The following is an 18,961-nucleotide window of genomic DNA, read 5'->3' on the forward strand; positions in this document are numbered from 1 at the left end:
AACCGGCCCGGAGGTTCTCAGGCGTCGGGCGCCGAGTCTTTCGGTGCATCAACATCGTCTTCTGCCGCCACTTCACCCTCAGGGTTCAGTGCCGCTTCTTCAGCTGTAGCTTTCTTGCGCTGAAGCTTTTCCTCTTTCTTCTGCTCCTTGGCCAAGTCTCTCTGACGTTTGGCGAAGGAATAATTAGGTTTAGCCATGGGCGATCCTCTGGGGTCGAAGGTGAGGTTGAGCGGCGCATATTCTGCCCTGTATCGGTGCCGAGCCGTTAGCTGGGTTTTTGCTCGGCCCACTTTGGCGCTACGGACGGTTGCCAGGCATCCAGAGCATCGAGCAGGTTTTGCGGCGATTCGCTCACTTGCAGCATGTCACGGTGCTGGCCGCGAACGAAGCCTTCGCCGACGATGTGATCAAGAAAAGACGTCAATTTGCTGTAGAAACCGTTCACTTCCAGCAATCCCAGCGGTTTTCCGTGGTAGCCGAGCTGGCCCCAGGTCCAGACTTCGAACAGTTCTTCGAGGGTGCCAAGGCCACCGGGCAGCGCGATAAAGGCATCGCTGAGTTCGGCCATCCGCGCCTTGCGCGCGTGCATGCCATCGACAACTTCCAGGCGGGTCAGGCCACTGTGGCCGATTTCCTTGTCCTTGAGGCTTTGCGGGATGATGCCGATCACTTCTCCGCCGGCCGCCAGGGCCGCATCAGCGACGATGCCCATCAGCCCCACGGCGCCACCGCCATACACCAGGGTCAGCTTGCGTTCGGCCAGAGCCCGGCCAAGGGCCACGGCTGCTTCGCGGTAAGCCGGGTGGGTGCCGGTGCTGGCGCCACAAAATACACAAACGGATGTTAAAGACATGCCTTGCTCCATGGTCGATCAGGGCCACAGAGTAAAGGCAGGCGCGCGGCACTCCAAGGGCTAGACTTGGTGTTTTGGCGTTTCGTACGTACCGCTGGCGCCGCAGGCGTAGGCGGCCAGCAAACTGCACAACAGGCTGTTGATCGACATGACAGGTATTCCATTTGAAGGGGGACGGCCTGATGATAGGCCCGGGCCAGACACTTGGCCGTTAGATATTTCGCATCGGTGCCATAGCTCGAAAGTTGTATACAATTTTTGATTCAAGTCATATGAACTTGCGAAGTTTTCAGGCAGTCTTCTGTTTATTCGCGATTTCGTTAACCCTGCCTTGGAGATTCACCATGTTTGCCAAACTTGTTGCGGTATCCCTGTTGACACTGGCCAGCAGCCAATTGATGGCTGCCGAGTGCAAAGTCACTGTCGACTCCACCGACCAGATGTCTTTCGACACGAAGGCCATTGAAATCGACAAGAGCTGCAAGACGTTTACCGTGGAACTCAAGCACTCCGGCAGCTTGCCGAAGAACGTCATGGGCCATAACTGGGTGCTGAGTAAAGAAGCCGACATGCAGCCGATCGCCACCGATGGCCTGAGCGCCGGCATCGACAAGAACTACCTGAAAGAAGGTGACGCCCGTGTGATCGCCCACACCAAGATCATCGGCGCCAAGGAAACCGATTCGGTGACCTTCGACGTGTCCAAGCTCGCGGCCGGTGAAAAGTACGGGTTCTTCTGCTCGTTCCCGGGCCACATCTCGATGATGAAAGGCACCGTGACCCTGAAGTAATCAGGTACACCGCGTCATCGTTCTTCGCGAGCAAGCCCGCTCCCACATTTAGACCGCGATCAAATGTGGGAGCGGGCTTGCCCGCGAAGGGGCCAGAAGCATCGACATATGTTTTGGCCAAAGAAAAAGCCCGATGAAGCTCAACACTTCAGCGGGCTTTTTCATTCACTCACGCTTCAAGGCGCAAATGGCATCACACGCTTGTGATGGGTCTTGTTGTAGGTGTCGCAAATGATCTTGAACGCTTCCTCACGCACCGGATGGCCGTGCAGGAACGCGTCGATCTCGGCATAGGTCACGCCGTGGGAGGCTTCGTCCGGTTTGCCGGGCGACAGGTCTTCAAGGTCCGCCGTCGGGACTTTTTCCACCAGCGATTCCGGCGCGCCGAAGCTGCGGGCGATGGCGCGGACCTGGTTTTTCACCAGGCCGCTCAGTGGCGCCAGGTCGCAGGCGCCGTCACCGAACTTGGTGAAGAACCCCATCACCGCTTCCGCCGCGTGATCGGTGCCGATCACCAGGCCATGGGCCGCACCGGCGATGGTGTACTGGGCGACCATGCGCATGCGCGCCTTGGTGTTGCCGAGCACGAAGTCCACCGACACCGCATGTTTGCCTTCGAAGGCCGCCACTTCATTGGCCAGGGCCTTGACCGCCGGACCGATGTTCACGGTGTGACGCTCGTCCGGCTTGATGAAATCTACCGAAGCCTGGGCGTCGTGTTCATCGAACTGGGTTTCGTAGGGCAGGCGCACGGCAATGAATTTGTACGCGGCATCACCGCTGCGCTGGCGCAGTTCACGCACGGCCCGTTGGGCCAGCAGGCCGGCGGTCAGGGAGTCGACACCGCCACTGATGCCCAGGACCAGGGTCTTGAGCCCGGAGTTGGCCAGGCAGTCCTGAATGAAAGTCACCCGCCGGGCGACTTCGGCCTCAAGGGCGGCTTCGTCGGCGAATGGCGGCTGGACCTTGAGCTGTTCAGCAATCTCACGCTGTACGGCTTGCATGAATTCACTCCTTGCTTGATGTACTTGAAAGGGCGGCAGGTACTTGGAAAACGTGTCGCAAGTACGCGACGAAATTCGGGTCTTTGCAGTGCGTCTTGCCGGGCTCGTCCGAGATCTTCGCCACCGGCTGGCCGTTGCAGGCGGCCATTTTAAGCACGATGCTCATCGGTTCGACACCCGGAATATCACAGGTCAGGTTGGTGCCGATGCCGAAGCTGACATTGATCCGACCGCGCAGCGCCCGGAATATCTCCAGGGCCCTGGGCAGGGTCAGGCTGTCGGAGAAGGTCAGGGTCTTGCTCATCGGGTCGATACCGAGCTTGTGATAGTGGGCGATGGCTTTTTCCGCCCAGACTACCGGATCGCCCGAATCGTGGCGCAAACCGTCGAAAAGCTTGGCGAAAAACAGATCGAAATCGCCGAGGAAGGCATCCATGGTGATGCAGTCGGTCAGGGCAATCCCCAGCAGGCCACGGTATTCGCGGACCCAGCAATCGAGTGCGGCGATCTGGCTGTCGATCAGCCGCGGGCCGAGCTGCTGGTGCGCCATGATCCATTCGTGGGCCATGGTGCCCAGCGGTTTCATGTCCAGCTCCCGGGACAGGTGCACGTTGCTGGTGCCGACAAAGCGTCCGGGGAAGTCGTGCTTGAGCACATTCACCACTTCTTCCTGCACGCGGTAAGAAAAACGTCGGCGCGTGCCGAAATCGGCCACCTGCAATTCGGACAACTCCTCGCTGCTGGCGTTGGCGCTCAGCCAGTCGAACTTGCGGTAGAGCTGCTCGCGGGCCTGCTCCAGCACGACTTCGCGATAGCGATAGCGATTGCGTACCTCGCTGACCAGCGCCAGCAGCGGCACTTCGAACAGGATCACATGCAGCCAGGGGCCGCGCAGGCGGATGACCAGCTCGCCGTTTTCGATACCGGTGTGGAGGTAGCGCAGGTTGAAGCGAAACAAGCCGAGAAAGCGCAGGAAATCCGGCTTCAGGAAGCTGATGCGTTCCAGAAAGCTCAATTGATCGGCGCTCAGGCTCAGTTCGGCCAGACGCTCGATCTGGAAACGGATCTCCGCCAGGTACGGGCGCAAATCCTCGCCGTTACGGCAACGAAACTCCCATTCGACTTCGACGTTGGGGTAGTTGTGCAGCACCGCCTGCATCATCGTCAGCTTGTAGAAGTCGGTGTCGAGCAGGTTCTGCACGATGCGATCGGCAAACACACTCTCGCTCATAACGGGGGTTCTCCACATTCAATAGAGCTAGTGGCGCATATCGGTGATGGGGATTGCCAGCAATTTTTTAGAGCGCCTTAGATCCCTGTGGGAGCGGGCTTGCCCGCGAAGGCGCAAGTACAGTCAACATTGATATTGAATGTGCAGGCCTCTTCGCGGGCAAGCCCGCTCCCACAGGTACGGCGTGCAACCCTAGATTTGCGACAGCTCCGGGCTATCAATCTGCTCCAGCATCCATTTCACAAAGTCCCGCACCTTGGGCACTTCCGCCGAGTGTTCCGGGTACGCAAGGTAATAGGCGTCACTGCTGGGCATTGCATGCTGCCAGGGAATGACCAGCTTGCCGTCGGCCAGTTCCTCTTCCACCAGAAAGCGCGGTAGCAGCGCCACGCCGCAGCCAACCTGGGCGGCGCGGATGCACATGTAAAAAGTTTCGAAACGCGGGCCGTGGTAGCTGTGCTCGGTGTGGTAGCCCTGGTGGTCGAACCAGTCATGCCAGGCCTGGGGGCGTGAGGCGTTTTGCAGCAGGACCAGGTCGGTCAGTTGCGTCGGGTCGGTGAACGGCGTGTCCGGCAGGCTGCCCGGGGCACACACTGGCACCAGCTCTTCGCCGAACAGCTTCAGGCATTCGGTACCGGGCCGCGAGCCCTGGCCGAAGTAGAACGCCAGGTCGCTGCGACCTTGCAGCAGGTCGTCGGCTTCCTGCTCGCTGCACAGGTCCAGATGGATCGACGGATGGCGCAGACGCCAGCCTTTGAGGCGCGGCACCAGCCAGCGGGCGCCGAAGGTGGGCGGTGTCGAAACCCGCAGGACTTCGGTTTCGCCACCGTAGGAACGCAGGTAGTGGGTCGACATCTCGACCTGAGTGAGGATTTTTCGCACCTCGACCAGGTACAGATCGCCGGCCGGCGTCATCTGCAAGCGGCGGCGCACACGGCGGAACAGCAGGTGTTGCAACAGTTCCTCGAGTTGCGCGACCTGTTTGCTCACGGCGCTCTGGGTCAGGTTCAGTTCTTCGGCAGCCCGGGTGAAGCTCAAGTGCCGGGTGACGGCTTCGAAGCACTGCAACGCAGCGATCGATGGCAGGTAGCGTTTATTCAGCATGGGCGGTCCTTGGTTCTTGTTTCTTATTGCCAGCAATGCACAGCATGAATAAACGGAATGATATCTCTCTTAAAGGTCGTTTGTTGAGTAACCTCCGGGCAGCTAAAACTACAGGTCTGATCAGCCGTGATTTTCCGGCTGCACGTGTTCTGTCTTTTGCTTGAGGAGTGACCCATGGTTGCCGCATTGCTTGATCGTCTAGGTGTGAACCCGGCCCTGTACCAGAACGGCAAAGTGCCGGTGCATTCGCCGGTCGATGGCAGCAGGATCGCCGCCGTGAACTGGGAAGGCGCGGCTGAAGTCGAGCAGCACATCAGTCGCGCAGATCATGCGTTCGAACTGTGGCGCAAGGTTCCGGCACCGCGCCGTGGTGAGTTGGTGCGTCAATTCGGAGAAGTGCTGCGCGAATACAAGGCCGACCTCGGCGAGCTGGTGTCCTGGGAAGCCGGCAAGATCACCCAGGAAGGCCTGGGTGAAGTTCAGGAAATGATCGACATCTGCGACTTCGCCGTCGGCCTGTCCCGTCAACTGTACGGTTTGACCATCGCTTCCGAGCGTCCTGGCCACCACATGCGTGAAACCTGGCACCCGCTGGGCGTTGTCGGGGTGATCAGCGCCTTCAACTTCCCGGTTGCGGTCTGGGCCTGGAACACCACGCTGGCACTGGTGTGCGGCAACCCTGTGGTGTGGAAACCCTCGGAAAAGACCCCGCTCACCGCGCTGGCCTGTCAGGCGCTGTTCGACCGCGTCGTGAAGAACTTCAGCGATGCGCCTGCGAATTTGTGCCAGGTAGTGATCGGTGGTCGCGATGCCGGCGAAGCCTTGGTGGACGACCCGCGTGTAGCCCTGATCAGCGCCACCGGCAGCACCCGCATGGGCCGCGAAGTGGCACCGAAAGTGGCCGCGCGCTTTGCCCGCAGCATTCTCGAACTGGGCGGTAACAACGCAATGATCCTCGGCCCGAGCGCCGACCTGGACATGGCCGTTCGCGCGATCCTGTTCAGTGCCGTCGGCACCGCCGGTCAGCGCTGCACCACCTTGCGTCGACTGATCGCTCATGAATCGGTGAAAGAAGAAATCGTCACCCGCCTGAAAGCCGCGTACTCGAAAGTACGTATCGGCCATCCGCTGGAAGGCAACCTGGTCGGCCCGCTGATCGACAAGCAAAGCTTCGACAACATGCAGGATGCGCTGGAGCAGGCGTTGAGCGAAGGCGGCAAGGTGTTCGGCGGCAAGCGCCAGCTGGAAGACCAGTTCCCGAACGCTTACTACGTGTCGCCAGCCATTGTCGAAATGCCGGAGCAGAGCGATGTGGTCTGCCACGAAACCTTTGCACCAATCCTGTACGTGGTCGGCTACACCGACTTCCAGGAAGCGCTGCGCCTGAACAACGCCGTGCCACAAGGCCTGTCCTCGTGCATCTTCACCACCGATGTGCGTGAGGCCGAGCAGTTCATGTCGGCGGTGGGCAGCGATTGCGGCATCGCCAACGTCAACATCGGCCCGAGCGGTGCGGAAATCGGTGGCGCGTTTGGTGGCGAAAAAGAAACCGGCGGCGGTCGTGAGTCCGGCTCCGATGCATGGCGCGGTTACATGCGCCGCCAGACCAACACCGTGAACTATTCGCTGGAGTTGCCGTTGGCGCAGGGCATCACGTTCGACTGATTCTCGAGTCGGACAGTGATCCCCTGTGGGAGCGGGCTTGCTCGCGAAAGCGGTTTATCAGTCACATTGATGCTGGATGTGCCGACGCTTTCGCGAGCAAGCCCGCTCCCACATTGAATGAATGTGTTTGTTAGGTTTCTGTTGGAGTCTGGCAATGCCGTTACGCGAAGAGTGTCTGTGGGAAAAACTGACGCCACAGAGGCCGGACAATTCGGCCCTCAAGGGTGAGGTCACGGTGGATGTCTGTGTCATCGGCGCCGGGTTTACCGGTTTGTCGGCGGCGGTGCATCTGCTGGAGCAAGGCAAGACCGTTTGTGTGCTGGAGGCCCATCGTGCCGGCCATGGTGGCTCGGGGCGCAACGTCGGGCTGGTCAATGCCGGGATGTGGATTCCCCCGGACGAGATCGAAGCCGGGTTCGGCACTGAGGTCGGCAGCCAGCTCAACCGCATGCTGGGCGCGGCGCCATCCCTGGTGTTCAGCCTTGTGGACAAGTACAACATCGATTGCCAGTTGCGCCGCGAAGGCACGCTGCACATGGCGCACAACGCCCGTGGCGAAGCCGACTTGCGCAGTCGTGAAGAACAATGGAAACGTCGCGGTGCGCCGGTAGAGCTGCTCACCGGTCAGGCCTGCGAGCAAGCCACCGGCACGAAAAAGATCGCCGCGGCATTGCTCGATCGCCGCGCCGGCACGCTCAACCCGATGGCTTACACCACGGGGCTGGCCAAGGCGGCCATCGGCCTGGGCGGGCAATTGTTCGATCATTCCCCGGTCACCCGGCTCGAACGCCAGGGCCAGCGCTGGTCGGTGCAAACCGCCCAGGGTTCGGTGATGGCCGAGAAAGTGGTGATTGCCTCCAATGCCTACACCGAAGGCGACTGGACGGAACTGCGGCGCAATTTCTTCCCCGGTTATTACTATCAGGTGGCCTCGGTGCCGCTGACCGAAGAAGCCGCCCGGCAAATTCTGCCCGGTGGCCAGGGTTCCTGGGACACCCGACAGGTGCTCAGCAGCATCCGCCGGGATAAAGACGGTCGCCTGCTGCTGGGCAGCCTGGGTAATGGCAATCAGAAGCCGACCTGGTTCCTCAAGGCCTGGGCCGACCGGGTGCAGCAGCACTACTTCCCGTACCTCAAACCGGTGGAATGGGAGTGCACCTGGACCGGCCGCATCGCCTTCACCCCCGATCATCTGATGCGCCTGTTCGAGCCAGCGCCCGGTTTGGTGGCAGTCACCGGTTACAACGGTCGGGGCGTGACCACGGGAACGGTGGTCGGCAAGGCCTTTGCCGATTACCTGTGTAACGGAAATCCTCAAGCGCTACCGATTCCTTTCGCGCCCATGCAGCCATTGGCCGGGGTGGGGTTGCGCAGCTGTCTGTACGAGGCGGGGTTCTCGCTGTATCACGCAGGCCAGTGCCTGCGGATCGTGATCTGAATGTTGATTTTTGCAGGGCGCAAGCGGCGCTTTTTCGATCTGCAGCTAGCCTGTAGTGGTGCGGGTTGTAGCAGTCTCGCACCAGCAGTGTGCACTTCGGTGACGCACGTTGTTACAGGCTGGTTGCACGTCGTTTAAAGCCGCGGTTGCAATGATGGCGCGGGCGGGTTGCGCCTCAAAAAAATAATGGTTTTACCTTCCGCGGTTTAGACGGTTGCACGCCCAATGAAAATGGGATCGAAACAGTCGAAATAACAAGAAAGCAGCGACTTTTTTCAGAATAAAAAACCGATGGCACGGCCCTTGCTCTGAGCATTCAGTGAAGTCGCAGTGCCAATTAAAAAAAACCATGGAGCACCACCTCATGTCCCAGACGTTTTACAAGAAAGGCTTTCTGGCCCTCGCAGTGGCAACTGCGCTGGGTGTTTCTGCGTTTGCTCAGGCTGACATCAAGATCGGCGTAGCGGGACCAATGACAGGCGCCAACGCGGCATTTGGCGAACAGTACATGAAGGGTGCACAAGCGGCGGCCGATGCGGTCAACGCGTCGGGCGGCGTCAACGGGGAAAAAATCGTACTGGTCAAGGGCGATGACGCCTGCGAACCGAAACAGGCTGTGACGGTCGCCAAGGACCTGACCAACCAGAAAGTCGCCGGCGTGGTCGGTCACTTCTGCTCCTCGTCGACCATCCCGGCCTCCGAGATCTACGACGAAGCAGGCATCATCGCCATCACTCCAGGCTCCACCAACCCGGCTGTGACCGAGCGCGGCCTGAGCGCCATGTTCCGCATGTGCGGGCGTGACGACCAGCAAGGCATCGTGGCCGGCGACTACATTGTCGACGTGCTCAAGGGCAAGAAAGTGGTCGTGCTGCACGACAAGGACACCTACGGTCAGGGCCTGGCGGATGCCACCAAGGCTCAGCTTGAGAAGCGTGGTGTGAAACCTGTGCTGTATGAAGGCCTGACTCGTGGCGAGAAAGACTTCAGCACCATCGTGACCAAGATCCGCGGCGCTGGCGCTGACGTCGTCTACTTCGGTGGCCTGCACCCGGAAGCCGGTCCTCTGGTGCGTCAACTGCGTGAACAAGGCCTGAAGGACGTCAAGTTCATGTCCGACGACGGCATCGTGACCGACGAACTGGTGACCACCGCTGGCGGTCCGCAATTCGTTGACGGCGTACTGATGACCTTTGGCGCCGACCCACGCCTGCTGCCAGACAGCAAGACCGTGGTAGACGCCTTCCGCAAGGCCGGTACCGAGCCTGAAGGCTACACCCTGTACGCCTACGCTTCGGTCCAGGCCCTGGCAGCAGCCTTCAACGGCGCCAAGTCCAACAAGGGTGAAGAAGCGGCCGCATGGCTGAAGAAGAACCCGGTCAAGACCGTCATGGGCGAGAAGACCTGGGACAGCAAGGGCGACCTGAAAGTCTCCGACTACGTGGTTTACCAGTGGGACAAGGACGGCAAATACCACCAGCTGGAAAAACAGAAGTAAGGGCTGACTCGATCACCTGAACCCCACTGATTCCCTGTAGGAGCGAGCACGCTCGCGAAAAACGTCAACGATAACGCGTGCTTGCTGGTTCAACGCGTTGTCCTCAGGTTCTTCGCGAGCAAGCTCGCTCCTACAGGGGGCGGTGGTGGCCAGCCTGATCTTGGTTGTCATTGCTCCGACGTATATCTGTATTTTCCTTAGAAGAACCGCACAGCCACATGTGCAGGTTCTCATTGCGTGAGATTGCGTTATGGATGGTATTTTCCTGCAGCAACTGGTCAACGGCCTGACCCTCGGGTCGGTCTATGGCCTGATCGCCATCGGCTACACAATGGTCTATGGCATCATCGGCATGATCAACTTCGCCCACGGCGAGGTTTACATGATTTCCGCTTACCTCGCGGCAATCAGTCTGGCTCTGCTGGCTTACTTCGGTATCGAATCCTTTCCGCTGCTGATGCTTGGCACGCTGATCTTCACCATCGTCGTCACGGCGGTGTATGGCTGGGTCATCGAGCGTGTCGCCTACAAACCCCTGCGCAACTCCACTCGACTCGCACCGCTGATCAGTGCGATCGGTATTTCCCTGATCCTGCAAAACTACGCACAGATCTCCCAAGGCGCGAAGCAACAAGGCGTTCCGACTTTGCTCTCGGGTGCCTGGCGCGTTGATATCGGTACCGGTTTCGTTCAGTTGACCTACACCAAGGTCTTCATTCTGGTCGCCGCGTTTGTCGGGATGGCCGCGCTTACCTACATCATCAAGTACACCAAGCTCGGTCGCATGTGCCGTGCAACCCAGCAAGACCGCAAGATGGCTTCGATCCTGGGGATCAACACCGATCGGGTGATTTCCTACGTGTTCATCATCGGTGCAGCGATGGCGGCCCTGGCCGGCGTGCTGATCACCATGAACTACGGCACATTCGACTTCTATGCCGGCTTCATCATCGGGATCAAGGCGTTCACCGCCGCGGTGCTCGGCGGGATTGGCTCACTGCCCGGCGCGATGCTTGGCGGGATCATTCTCGGGATTTCCGAGTCGCTGTTTTCCGGCCTGGTGAACTCGGACTACAAAGACGTTTTCAGCTTCTCGCTGTTGGTCCTCGTTCTGGTCTTTCGGCCTCAAGGCCTGCTCGGCCGTCCTCTTGTGTCGAAGGTGTAAGCGATGTCTTCAACCACTCATAAAACAATCGATATCAAAAAAAGCCTGGTTGACGCGATTCTTGCCGGTCTCATTGCCCTGATTGTGTTCGGGCCGATTGTCGGTGTCGTTCTCGATGGCTATGGCTTCAACCTGGAAACCACCCGGGTGGCGTGGATCGTGGCGATCGTCATGGCCGGACGTTTTGCCCTGAGCATGTTCCTGCAGACAGCCCAGGGCCTGAAAATCCTCGAAGGCTTTGAAACGACAGGCTCCGGGGTGCATGTGCTGGCGCCTGACTACAAGTCGCGGCTGCGCTGGATCATCCCGCTGGTGATCTTGATTGCCGTGGTGTTTCCGTTTTTCTCCAACTCCTACCTGCTGGGCGTGGTCATCCTCGGGCTGATCTACGTACTGCTGGGGCTGGGGCTGAACATCGTGGTCGGCCTGGCCGGCCTGCTCGACCTTGGTTACGTGGCGTTCTACGCCATTGGCGCCTACGGCCTGGCACTCGGTTACCAATACCTCGGCCTGGGCTTCTGGACGGTGTTGCCGCTGGCGGCGATCATCGCCGGCCTGGCCGGTTGCATCCTCGGTTTCCCGGTGCTGCGCCTGCACGGCGACTACCTGGCGATCGTGACCCTGGGCTTCGGTGAAATCATCCGCCTGGTCCTCAACAACTGGTTGTCGCTCACTGGCGGCCCGAACGGCATGCCGGCACCGCTGCCGACTTTCTTCGGCCTGGAGTTCGGCAAGCGAGCCAAGGACGGCGGTGTGCCGTTCCATGAGTTCTTCGGCATCGCCTACAACCCCGACGTGAAGTACTACTTCATCTACGCGGTGCTGTTCCTGGTGGTACTGGCTGTGCTGTACATCAAGCATCGCCTGACCCGGATGCCGGTCGGCCGCGCCTGGGAAGCCCTGCGTGAAGACGAAATCGCCTGCCGCTCCATGGGCCTGAACCACGTATTGGTCAAGCTCTCGGCATTCACCATCGGCGCCTCGACGGCCGGTCTGGCCGGGGTGTTCTTCGCCACCTACCAGGGCTTCGTCAACCCGACCTCGTTCACCTTCTTCGAATCGGCGTTGATCCTCGCCATCGTGGTACTGGGCGGCATGGGTTCGACCATAGGTGTGGTGATTGCAGCCTTCGTGCTGACCGTCGCTCCGGAACTGCTGCGTGGCTTCGCCGAGTACCGCGTGCTGCTGTTCGGCATCCTGATGGTGTTGATGATGATCTGGCGACCGCGCGGCCTGATTCGGATCAGCCGTACCGGTGTGACGCCGCGTAAAGGAGTAGCGCCATGAGCGAAGTCGTACTCTCCGTAGAGAAGCTGATGATGCACTTCGGCGGCATCAAGGCGTTGAATGATGTGAGCCTGAAGGTCAAGCGCAACTCGATCTTCGCCCTGATCGGCCCCAACGGCGCCGGCAAGACCACGGTCTTCAACTGCCTGACCGGGTTCTACAAGGCCTCCGGCGGCAAGATCGAACTGAACGTGCGCGGGCAACAGACCAACGTCATCAAGTTGCTGGGCGAATCGTTCAAGCCGACCGATTTCGTTTCGCCAAAAAGCTTCATCACCCGGCTGCGCTACAAGATGTTCGGCGGTACCCACCTGGTGAACCGTGCCGGCCTGGCGCGGACGTTCCAGAACATTCGCCTGTTCAAGGAAATGTCGGTGCTGGAAAACCTGCTGGTGGCCCAGCACATGTGGGTCAACCGCAACATGCTGGCCGGCATTCTCAACACCAAGGGCTATCGCAAGGCCGAAAGCGATGCGCTGGACCATGCCTTCTACTGGCTGGAAGTGGTGGACCTGGTGGACTGCGCCAACCGCCTGGCCGGTGAACTGTCCTACGGTCAGCAACGCCGCCTGGAAATCGCCCGCGCCATGTGCACCCGTCCGCAGATCATCTGCCTCGACGAACCGGCCGCCGGCCTCAACCCTCAGGAAACCGAAGCGCTAAGCGCGATGATCCGGCTGCTGCGCGATGAGCACGATCTGACCGTGGTGCTGATCGAACACGACATGGGCATGGTAATGAGCATTTCCGACCACATTGTGGTGCTGGACCACGGCGTCGTCATCGCCGAGGGTGGTCCCGATGACATCCGCAACGATCCGAAAGTGATTGCCGCGTACCTGGGCGCCGACGAAGAGGAGGTGGTATGAGCAAACCCATCCTCGAACTCAAGGACCTGGACGTGTTCTACGGCCCGATCCAGGCCCTTAAAGGCGTTTCGCTGCACATCAACGAAGGGGAGACCGTCAGCCTGATCGGCTCCAACGGCGCCGGCAAGTCAACCCTGCTGATGTCGATCTTCGGCCAGCCACGGGCCGCCGATGGGCAGATCCTTTATCAGGGCGTGGACATTACCCACAAGTCGTCCCACTACATCGCCTCCAACGGCATCGCGCAATCGCCGGAAGGGCGGCGGGTGTTCCCCGACATGACAGTCGAAGAAAACCTGCTGATGGGTACCATCCCTATCGGTGACAAGTACGCCAAGGAAGACATGCAGCGCATGTTCGAGCTGTTCCCGCGACTGGAAGAGCGGCGTACCCAGCGGGCGATGACCATGTCCGGTGGCGAGCAGCAGATGCTTGCCATCGCTCGCGCCTTGATGAGCCGGCCCAAGTTGTTGCTGCTTGATGAGCCGAGCCTGGGGCTGGCGCCGATCGTGGTGAAACAGATCTTCGCGACCCTGCGAGAACTGGCCAAGACCGGCATGACCATCTTCCTGGTGGAACAGAACGCCAACCACGCCCTGCGGTTGTCGGACCGGGCGTACGTGATGGTCAACGGCGAAATCCGCATGACCGGCACCGGCAAGGAGCTGCTGGTCAACGAGGATGTGCGTAACGCTTACCTCGGCGGCCACTGAGTTTCAGTGGGTTATGCACAAGCCCCGGCGCGCAATCGCCGGGGCTTTTTCATTCTTGTAACGCCACAAACCCTGTGGGAGCGAGCCTGCTCGCGAAAGCGGTGTGTCAGGCAAGGAGGATGTTGAATGTGAGTCTGCTTTCGCGAGCAGGCTCGCTCCCACAGGTTCAGCGGCGGCATTCAGGAAATTGTGGAAAACAATATTCAAGAGCTCCCGAAGCGCGACATAAAGCCGCTGCAAATAGTTGTTTTGTCACGGTTTTGACTTGTCCCCGTTTGCTGTGGAGCCGGCTGTGAATAACGTGGGAGTAGCTGGCTGCAGGCCTTTTAAACCGTGGCCTGCAGAGGCGTGTTCAGTTTTTGATCAAGTGTTTTTGCGCAACTTGAAGAGCGCTTTGTCAACCTTTTTGTTCGAGATGAAAGTGGGTGGAATCAGCGTGGACAAACCTGTGGATAAGTCTGTGATTAAACTCTGGAAAGACCCGGCTGAAGGCCGTGGTTACTGGCTTGGCGCCATCGCTGGTTTGACCCGTCAGTCATGAAAATCCCCAGGGGCTACACGGCGGGCTATTGAGGGTCAAGCAAAAAAGTTTCAAAAAACCGCGCAAAGCCTTGTGGACAGCGGCTTGCAGCTTTTCCACTTGCCCCCAAAGACTGTGGACCGGCCTGTGGATAACGTGCGCGCACATGGCTGCAAGCCAGGCTGGCCAAGGGATTGCGAGGATTGATCGTTTTTTGTACAGAAAGTGCGGTTGCCGCTATGGGCAAGGCCGGGCATTCTGCCTGCTGATTTACCATTCCAATGGCTGGCGATCAGCCGAAGCAAGGAGAACACGATGTCCAACACCCTGTTTATTACCGGCGCGACCTCCGGTTTTGGTGAAGCCTGTGCCCGTCGTTTTGCCGACGCTGGCTGGAAATTGGTGCTGACAGGCCGTCGTGAAGAGCGCCTCAATGCACTGTGCGCCGAGCTGTCGAAGCAGACCGAAGTCCACGGCCTGGTGCTCGATGTGCGTGATCGCAAGGCCATGGAGGAAGCGATTGCCAATCTGCCGCCGTCCTTTGCCAAGCTGCGTGGGTTGATCAACAACGCCGGGCTGGCCCTGGGCGTCGATCCGGCACCCAAGTGCGACCTGGACGATTGGGACACCATGGTCGACACCAACGTCAAAGGCCTGATGTACAGCACCCGTCTGCTGTTGCCACGCCTGATTGCCCACGGTCGTGGCGCCGGCATCGTCAATCTGGGGTCCATCGCCGGCAACTACCCGTACCCGGGCAGCCATGTGTATGGCGCGACCAAGGCGTTCGTCAAACAGTTCTCCCTGAACCTGCGCTGCGACCTGCAGGGTACTGGCGTACGGGTCAGCAACATCGAGCCGGGCCTGTGCGAGAGCGAGTTCTCGCTGGTGCGTTTTGCCGGTGACCAGGAGCGCTACAACGCCACCTACGCCGGCGCCGAGCCGATCCAGCCGCAGGACATCGCCGACACTATTTTCTGGGTGCTCAATGCGCCTGCGCACATCAACATCAACAGCCTGGAGCTGATGCCAGTGAGCCAGACCTGGGCCGGGTTTGCTATTGATCGAAGCGGTGGCAAGGCTTAATACCGAGTCATCGTTCATCGCGGGCAAGCCCGCTCCCACAGGAATCGCGCTGAACCTGTGGGAGCGGGCTTGCCCGCGATGAGGCCAGTTCGGCCACCGCTGTAGATCGGCTAGACTCCTCACCTACTAACGCCGCCGCACCCGGCGGTCTAGAGGTCTTAGAGGAGATCCAGTGAGTAATCGAGGCGAGCAGGCGCTGCTCAAACAATCGACCTTCCTGATGCTCGCCGTGACATTCGCCGGGATCATCACCGGTTTTGTGTCGGGCGCTCAATCCATCCTGTTCGATGGCTTCTTTTCGTTGATCGCGGCCTTCATCAAGGTCCTGATGCTGATCACCGCCCGGCTGATCGCCAAGGAAAGCAACCAGCGCTTCCAGTTCGGTTCCTGGCACCTGGAACCCATGGTGCTGGTGATCGAGGGTAGCTTCATTTTCCTGGTCGCCATTTACGCCTTTCTCAACGGCGTGTTCGGCATCATCAATGGTGGCCGCGAGGTCGAGCTCGGACTGGTGATCGTCTATGCGGCAGTGTTTACCGTCGTCGAGCTCATTTATTTTTTCTACGTCCGCCACCGCAACCGCACGCTCAACTCATCGCTGATCCAGTTCGACAACATCAGTTGGCTGGTGGACGCGATGCTGTCGGCGGGCCTGCTGGTGAGTTTCCTCATCGCGCTGCTGCTCAAGACTCAGGGTTACGACAAGTGGGCGGTGTATGTCGACCCGATGATCCTGATTCTGCTGGCCTTGGGCATGCTCCCTCCAGCGCTCAAAATCCTCGGACCAGCCTTGCGCGATGTGTTGGGGATCGTCCCGGATCAGCTGGACGACAAGGTGCGTCAGGTGATGGAGGTGGCGAAGGTCGAGCATGGTTTCGACGACTACATTTCCTACGTGCAGAAGCACGGCAGGGCGTGTTTTATCGAGATCCACATCGTATTGCCGAAGGATTACTGGCTGGACGGTGTGGGGCAACTGGACAGTTTGCGCGAGGAAATTTCCACAAAGCTTGGCGAGCCGGATGCCGCACGATGGCTGACCATCAGCTTTACCGGGGATCGCAAGTGGATTGAGTGACAGTCAGGTGACCTCTTTGAGGTCATTCGCGAGCAGGCTCGCTCCCACATTGAAATGCGATCAACTGTGGGAGCGAGCCTGCTCGCGAAAGCAACCAAACACTCAGCCGAGATATTCCGCCAGCCCGCGATAACAGGTCGCCAGGTGATAAGGCGTGGTCGACGGCATGTCGCGGCGGCTGACTTCACCGTGGGCGTCACGACACTCATACCAGCCGCCGGTATGTAGCGAGCGCTGCTGCAACGCCTGCAACTGGCGCAGAACATCCGACTCGCTATCGGGTCGCAGCGTCAGGGCGCGCAGGTACTCGGCCTGGGCCCAGATACGCTGTGTGCCATCCCGGACGCCGCCACCTGGTTCGAGATCGAGCATGGCCCGTACCGCACCGGTCTGTTGGTCGACGCCCAATTGCTCGGTAAAGGCGAAGGCCCTTTCCAGATCGGCATGCAGGGTTGAAGTGCGCAGCAGCGCCGAGGATTCCAGCAGGAAATACCACTCGAACTGATGCCCCGGTTCAAACCAGTTATCCACAGACCCCAGCGGCTTTTCCATCAACACGCCGTGCTGCGGATCGATGAAGCGCGCGTGCATGGCTGTGCATAACTCGGTGAGTGCTTGTTGCACGTCGAGGTCTTCACGCACCGACAGGGTGGCGAGGAATGCTTCGGCCAGGTGCATCAGCGGGTTTTGCAAGGGGCCGCTGCCCAGCGATGCCCAGTCGCGGTCGAGCGTGGCTTCATACAGACCGTCGTCCGTGGCGAAACGCTGCGCGATCACTTCCAGCGAGGCGTTGAGTACCGACTCGACCAGCGGCTCGCGGACCTTGTCCCAGTAATGGGCGCAGGCGAACAGTATGAACGCGTGGGTATAGAGGTCCTTGCGCTGATCCAGCGGCGCACCATGTGCATCGACGCTGTAGAACCAGCCGCCGTGCTCTGCATCGTGGAAGTGCCGCTGCAACGAGCGGAACAAAGCGGCGGCACGCTCTTCGGCGCCCGGCACCTGACCGATCAGGCTGGCAAACAGATACAACTGCCGCGCACAGGCCATGGCCCGGTAGCGTTGCGGTGGCAGCGGGTGGTGTCCGGCATCCAGCGCCTCATAAGGCAACGCCATGTCGGCATTCCAGCCCGGACCTTGCCAAAGCGGCACGATGACGTTCAGGAAATGCTGCTGCACCGAGGCGAACAGGGCGGTCAATTCAGGCTGGGAGGCGGAGCGGGAAACAGGTGGCATTGGCTGGCGTCGTCACGGCAAGGGCGATTGCGCGACATGTTAGCAGAGAGGCTGACTTGAGAGAGGCTGTGTCTGTCAGGCCGCCTTCGCGAGCAAGCCCGCTCCCACAATGAATTTGCTGTGAACACAGTACTTGTGAACAACAAAGATCAAATGTGGGAGCGGGCTTGCTCGCGAAGAGGCCGTGGAAGGCGCTAGAGAATCAACCCGCCAGCAACCACACCCCGGTCGCCGCCGAAGCCGCGCCCGCCAGTCGAACCAGCGGTGCTGCCGCCAGCGGCAAGGTCCGCACCAGCGCATAACCCGCCGCATGCAACACCGCCGTCGCGGCGACAAAGCCTGCGGCATAGGTCCATGGACTCGACATGTCCGGCAGTTCCAGCCCGTGCGCGACACCATGAAACAGCGCAAACAACGCCGTCGCACCTACCGCCATCACCAACGGTGGACGCACAGCCAGCGCCACCGCCAGCCCCAAGGCCAAAACGGAAGCGGCAATCCCGCTCTCCAGTGCAGGCAGGTTCAACCCTTCAAAACCCAGCATCCCGCCAATCAGCATGGTGCCAACGAAGGTACACGGCAGCGCCCAGCGCGCAGTACCCTGCTGCTGTGCGGCCCACAGGCCGACCGCGAGCATCGCCAGCAGGTGATCGAGACCGCCAAGCGGGTGGCTGATACCGGCGATCAAGCCATTGTCGCCGTGCCCCGGATGGGCGAGGGCGAGGGCTGGCGTCAGCAGCAGGGCCAGGGCGCCGAGAATGCGTTTCAGTGTCATGGAAAGCTTCCTTGTTGAAGGGGTGATCAGGCCGCGGTCAGCAAGCCCTGGCGTTCGATGAAGGCGATGATCTGTTCCAGACCCTGGCCGGTTTTCTGGTTACTGAAGACAAATGGCTTGCCGTTGCGCATGCGCTGGGTGTCGCTGTTCATCATCTCCAGCGAGGCGCCGACCAGCGGCGCCAGGTCGATCTTGTTGATCACCAGCAGGTCGGATTTGCAGATCCCCGGCCCACCCTTGCGCGGCAGCTTGTCGCCAGCGGAGACATCGATTACGTAGATCGTCAGGTCGGACAGTTCCGGGCTGAAGGTCGCGGAGAGGTTATCGCCACCGGACTCCACGAGAATCAGGTCCAGCCCCGGAAAACGGCGATTGAGTTGATCCACGGCTTCAAGGTTGATCGAAGCGTCTTCGCGGATGGCCGTGTGGGGGCAGCCGCCGGTTTCCACGCCGATGATGCGTTCCGGCGCCAGGGCTTCGTTGCGCACCAGAAAGTCGGCGTCTTCGCGGGTGTAGATGTCGTTGGTCACCACGGCCAGGTTATAGCGCTCGCGCAGGGCCAGGCACAGGGCCAGGGTCAGGGCGGTTTTGCCGGAACCGACCGGGCCGCCGATGCCAACTCGCAGAGGTTGTGTGTTCATGTGATTC

At 60.1% G+C, this 18,961-nt stretch carries 19 protein-coding genes; 11 read left to right on the top strand and 8 right to left on the bottom strand.

Translation table 11 applies throughout. From position 1 onward, the window contains the following. Nucleotides 1–17: 17 nt before the first annotated feature. Nucleotides 18–197, bottom strand: a complete 180-nt coding sequence (locus ACXX83_RS27285) for a hypothetical protein (RefSeq protein ID WP_007973286.1) — start codon at nucleotides 195–197, stop codon at nucleotides 18–20. Nucleotides 198–265: 68 nt separating this feature from the next. Beyond that, the gene (locus ACXX83_RS27290; RefSeq protein ID WP_007973290.1) at nucleotides 266–853 is read right to left on the bottom strand and encodes a cytokinin riboside 5'-monophosphate phosphoribohydrolase; all 588 of its coding nucleotides are present in this window, start codon (nucleotides 851–853) and stop codon (nucleotides 266–268) included. Nucleotides 854–1,197: 344 nt separating this feature from the next. On the opposite strand from ACXX83_RS27290, the gene azu reads away from it, so the two are divergent. Next, nucleotides 1,198–1,644 carry an azurin gene (gene azu, locus ACXX83_RS27295; RefSeq protein ID WP_015093240.1) on the top strand — a complete coding sequence of 149 codons (447 nt, stop codon included), beginning with the start codon at nucleotides 1,198–1,200 and terminating at the stop codon, nucleotides 1,642–1,644. Between the two features lie 176 nt (nucleotides 1,645–1,820). Here the strand turns inward: azu and nadE are convergent, their stop codons facing one another. The 3 genes from nadE to ACXX83_RS27310 form a co-directional block, all read right to left on the bottom strand. After that, complete coding sequence (nadE, locus tag ACXX83_RS27300) at nucleotides 1,821–2,648, bottom strand: NAD(+) synthase (protein ID WP_407799674.1); 828 nt, start codon at nucleotides 2,646–2,648, stop codon at nucleotides 1,821–1,823. Nucleotides 2,649–2,652: 4 nt separating this feature from the next. Continuing rightward, nucleotides 2,653–3,879 carry a nicotinate phosphoribosyltransferase gene (pncB, locus tag ACXX83_RS27305; protein WP_458550086.1) on the bottom strand — a complete coding sequence of 409 codons (1,227 nt, stop codon included), beginning with the start codon at nucleotides 3,877–3,879 and terminating at the stop codon, nucleotides 2,653–2,655. Between the two features lie 192 nt (nucleotides 3,880–4,071). Continuing rightward, a complete protein-coding gene (locus tag ACXX83_RS27310; protein WP_217837038.1) occupies nucleotides 4,072–4,983 on the bottom strand; it encodes a LysR family transcriptional regulator in 912 nt (303 codons plus the stop codon). 174 nt (nucleotides 4,984–5,157) lie between these two features. Here ACXX83_RS27310 and amaB point away from each other — a divergent pair, with 174 nt between their 5' ends. From amaB to ACXX83_RS27360, 10 genes are all read left to right on the top strand, one after another. Further along, the gene (gene amaB / locus ACXX83_RS27315) at nucleotides 5,158–6,648 is read left to right on the top strand and encodes an L-piperidine-6-carboxylate dehydrogenase (RefSeq protein ID WP_007973303.1); all 1,491 of its coding nucleotides are present in this window, start codon (nucleotides 5,158–5,160) and stop codon (nucleotides 6,646–6,648) included. Nucleotides 6,649–6,802: 154 nt separating this feature from the next. Beyond that, nucleotides 6,803–8,086, top strand: a complete 1,284-nt coding sequence (amaA, locus tag ACXX83_RS27320) for an L-pipecolate oxidase (protein ID WP_015093244.1) — start codon at nucleotides 6,803–6,805, stop codon at nucleotides 8,084–8,086. Nucleotides 8,087–8,450: 364 nt separating this feature from the next. Beyond that, nucleotides 8,451–9,584 (top strand): ABC transporter substrate-binding protein, encoded by a 1,134-nt coding sequence (locus ACXX83_RS27325; protein WP_007979707.1) that lies wholly within the window; start codon nucleotides 8,451–8,453, stop codon nucleotides 9,582–9,584. Between the two features lie 250 nt (nucleotides 9,585–9,834). Then, a complete protein-coding gene (locus ACXX83_RS27330; protein WP_008048116.1) occupies nucleotides 9,835–10,749 on the top strand; it encodes an ABC transporter permease subunit in 915 nt (304 codons plus the stop codon). Nucleotides 10,750–10,752: 3 nt separating this feature from the next. Continuing rightward, nucleotides 10,753–12,036, top strand: coding sequence for a high-affinity branched-chain amino acid ABC transporter permease LivM (gene livM / locus ACXX83_RS27335; RefSeq protein WP_015093245.1), 1,284 nt, complete (start codon nucleotides 10,753–10,755; stop codon nucleotides 12,034–12,036). Beyond that, on the top strand, nucleotides 12,033–12,905 hold the full coding sequence (locus tag ACXX83_RS27340; RefSeq protein WP_015093246.1) for an ABC transporter ATP-binding protein: 873 nt from the start codon (nucleotides 12,033–12,035) through the stop codon (nucleotides 12,903–12,905). The genes livM and ACXX83_RS27340 overlap by 4 nt, the downstream gene beginning before the upstream one ends. Continuing rightward, on the top strand, nucleotides 12,902–13,618 hold the full coding sequence (locus ACXX83_RS27345) for an ABC transporter ATP-binding protein (protein ID WP_007979701.1): 717 nt from the start codon (nucleotides 12,902–12,904) through the stop codon (nucleotides 13,616–13,618). Before ACXX83_RS27340 ends, ACXX83_RS27345 begins: the two co-directional genes overlap by 4 nt. A gap of 292 nt (nucleotides 13,619–13,910) precedes the next feature. After that, nucleotides 13,911–14,159 carry a hypothetical protein gene (locus ACXX83_RS27350; protein ID WP_083884527.1) on the top strand — a complete coding sequence of 83 codons (249 nt, stop codon included), beginning with the start codon at nucleotides 13,911–13,913 and terminating at the stop codon, nucleotides 14,157–14,159. A gap of 294 nt (nucleotides 14,160–14,453) precedes the next feature. Beyond that, nucleotides 14,454–15,224, top strand: a complete 771-nt coding sequence (locus ACXX83_RS27355) for an SDR family oxidoreductase (RefSeq protein ID WP_217837041.1) — start codon at nucleotides 14,454–14,456, stop codon at nucleotides 15,222–15,224. A 172-nt stretch (nucleotides 15,225–15,396) separates the two neighbouring features. Next, a complete protein-coding gene (locus tag ACXX83_RS27360; RefSeq protein ID WP_015093248.1) occupies nucleotides 15,397–16,302 on the top strand; it encodes a cation diffusion facilitator family transporter in 906 nt (301 codons plus the stop codon). 102 nt (nucleotides 16,303–16,404) lie between these two features. Here the strand turns inward: ACXX83_RS27360 and ACXX83_RS27365 are convergent, their stop codons facing one another. The 3 genes from ACXX83_RS27365 to ureG form a co-directional block, all read right to left on the bottom strand. Beyond that, nucleotides 16,405–17,538, bottom strand: coding sequence for an AGE family epimerase/isomerase (locus ACXX83_RS27365; protein ID WP_458550087.1), 1,134 nt, complete (start codon nucleotides 17,536–17,538; stop codon nucleotides 16,405–16,407). Nucleotides 17,539–17,740: 202 nt separating this feature from the next. After that, entirely contained in the window at nucleotides 17,741–18,313 is a 573-nt protein-coding gene (locus ACXX83_RS27370) for a HupE/UreJ family protein (protein ID WP_015093250.1), read from the bottom strand. A 26-nt stretch (nucleotides 18,314–18,339) separates the two neighbouring features. Beyond that, nucleotides 18,340–18,954, bottom strand: a complete 615-nt coding sequence (gene ureG, locus ACXX83_RS27375; protein ID WP_007979691.1) for an urease accessory protein UreG — start codon at nucleotides 18,952–18,954, stop codon at nucleotides 18,340–18,342. Nucleotides 18,955–18,961 lie beyond the last annotated feature (7 nt).

The sequence above is a fragment of the Pseudomonas sp. GNP012 genome, from assembly GCF_054343835.1.

Excerpts from the sequence above, each read along its gene's own strand:
- ACXX83_RS27285 (WP_007973286.1), bottom strand. The coding sequence starts at position 197 with ATGGCTAAACCTAATTATTCCTTCGCCAAACGTCAGAGAGACTTGGCC.
- ACXX83_RS27290 (WP_007973290.1), bottom strand. The coding sequence starts at position 853 with ATGTCTTTAACATCCGTTTGTGTATTTTGTGGCGCCAGCACCGGCACC.
- azu (WP_015093240.1), top strand. The coding sequence starts at position 1,198 with ATGTTTGCCAAACTTGTTGCGGTATCCCTGTTGACACTGGCCAGCAGC.
- nadE (WP_407799674.1), bottom strand. The coding sequence starts at position 2,648 with ATGCAAGCCGTACAGCGTGAGATTGCTGAACAGCTCAAGGTCCAGCCG.
- pncB (WP_458550086.1), bottom strand. The coding sequence starts at position 3,879 with ATGAGCGAGAGTGTGTTTGCCGATCGCATCGTGCAGAACCTGCTCGAC.
- ACXX83_RS27310 (WP_217837038.1), bottom strand. The coding sequence starts at position 4,983 with ATGCTGAATAAACGCTACCTGCCATCGATCGCTGCGTTGCAGTGCTTC.
- amaB (WP_007973303.1), top strand. The coding sequence starts at position 5,158 with ATGGTTGCCGCATTGCTTGATCGTCTAGGTGTGAACCCGGCCCTGTAC.
- amaA (WP_015093244.1), top strand. The coding sequence starts at position 6,803 with ATGCCGTTACGCGAAGAGTGTCTGTGGGAAAAACTGACGCCACAGAGG.
- ACXX83_RS27325 (WP_007979707.1), top strand. The coding sequence starts at position 8,451 with ATGTCCCAGACGTTTTACAAGAAAGGCTTTCTGGCCCTCGCAGTGGCA.
- ACXX83_RS27330 (WP_008048116.1), top strand. The coding sequence starts at position 9,835 with ATGGATGGTATTTTCCTGCAGCAACTGGTCAACGGCCTGACCCTCGGG.
- livM (WP_015093245.1), top strand. The coding sequence starts at position 10,753 with ATGTCTTCAACCACTCATAAAACAATCGATATCAAAAAAAGCCTGGTT.
- ACXX83_RS27340 (WP_015093246.1), top strand. The coding sequence starts at position 12,033 with ATGAGCGAAGTCGTACTCTCCGTAGAGAAGCTGATGATGCACTTCGGC.
- ACXX83_RS27345 (WP_007979701.1), top strand. The coding sequence starts at position 12,902 with ATGAGCAAACCCATCCTCGAACTCAAGGACCTGGACGTGTTCTACGGC.
- ACXX83_RS27355 (WP_217837041.1), top strand. The coding sequence starts at position 14,454 with ATGTCCAACACCCTGTTTATTACCGGCGCGACCTCCGGTTTTGGTGAA.
- ACXX83_RS27365 (WP_458550087.1), bottom strand. The coding sequence starts at position 17,538 with ATGCCACCTGTTTCCCGCTCCGCCTCCCAGCCTGAATTGACCGCCCTG.
- ACXX83_RS27370 (WP_015093250.1), bottom strand. The coding sequence starts at position 18,313 with ATGACACTGAAACGCATTCTCGGCGCCCTGGCCCTGCTGCTGACGCCA.
- ureG (WP_007979691.1), bottom strand. The coding sequence starts at position 18,954 with ATGAACACACAACCTCTGCGAGTTGGCATCGGCGGCCCGGTCGGTTCC.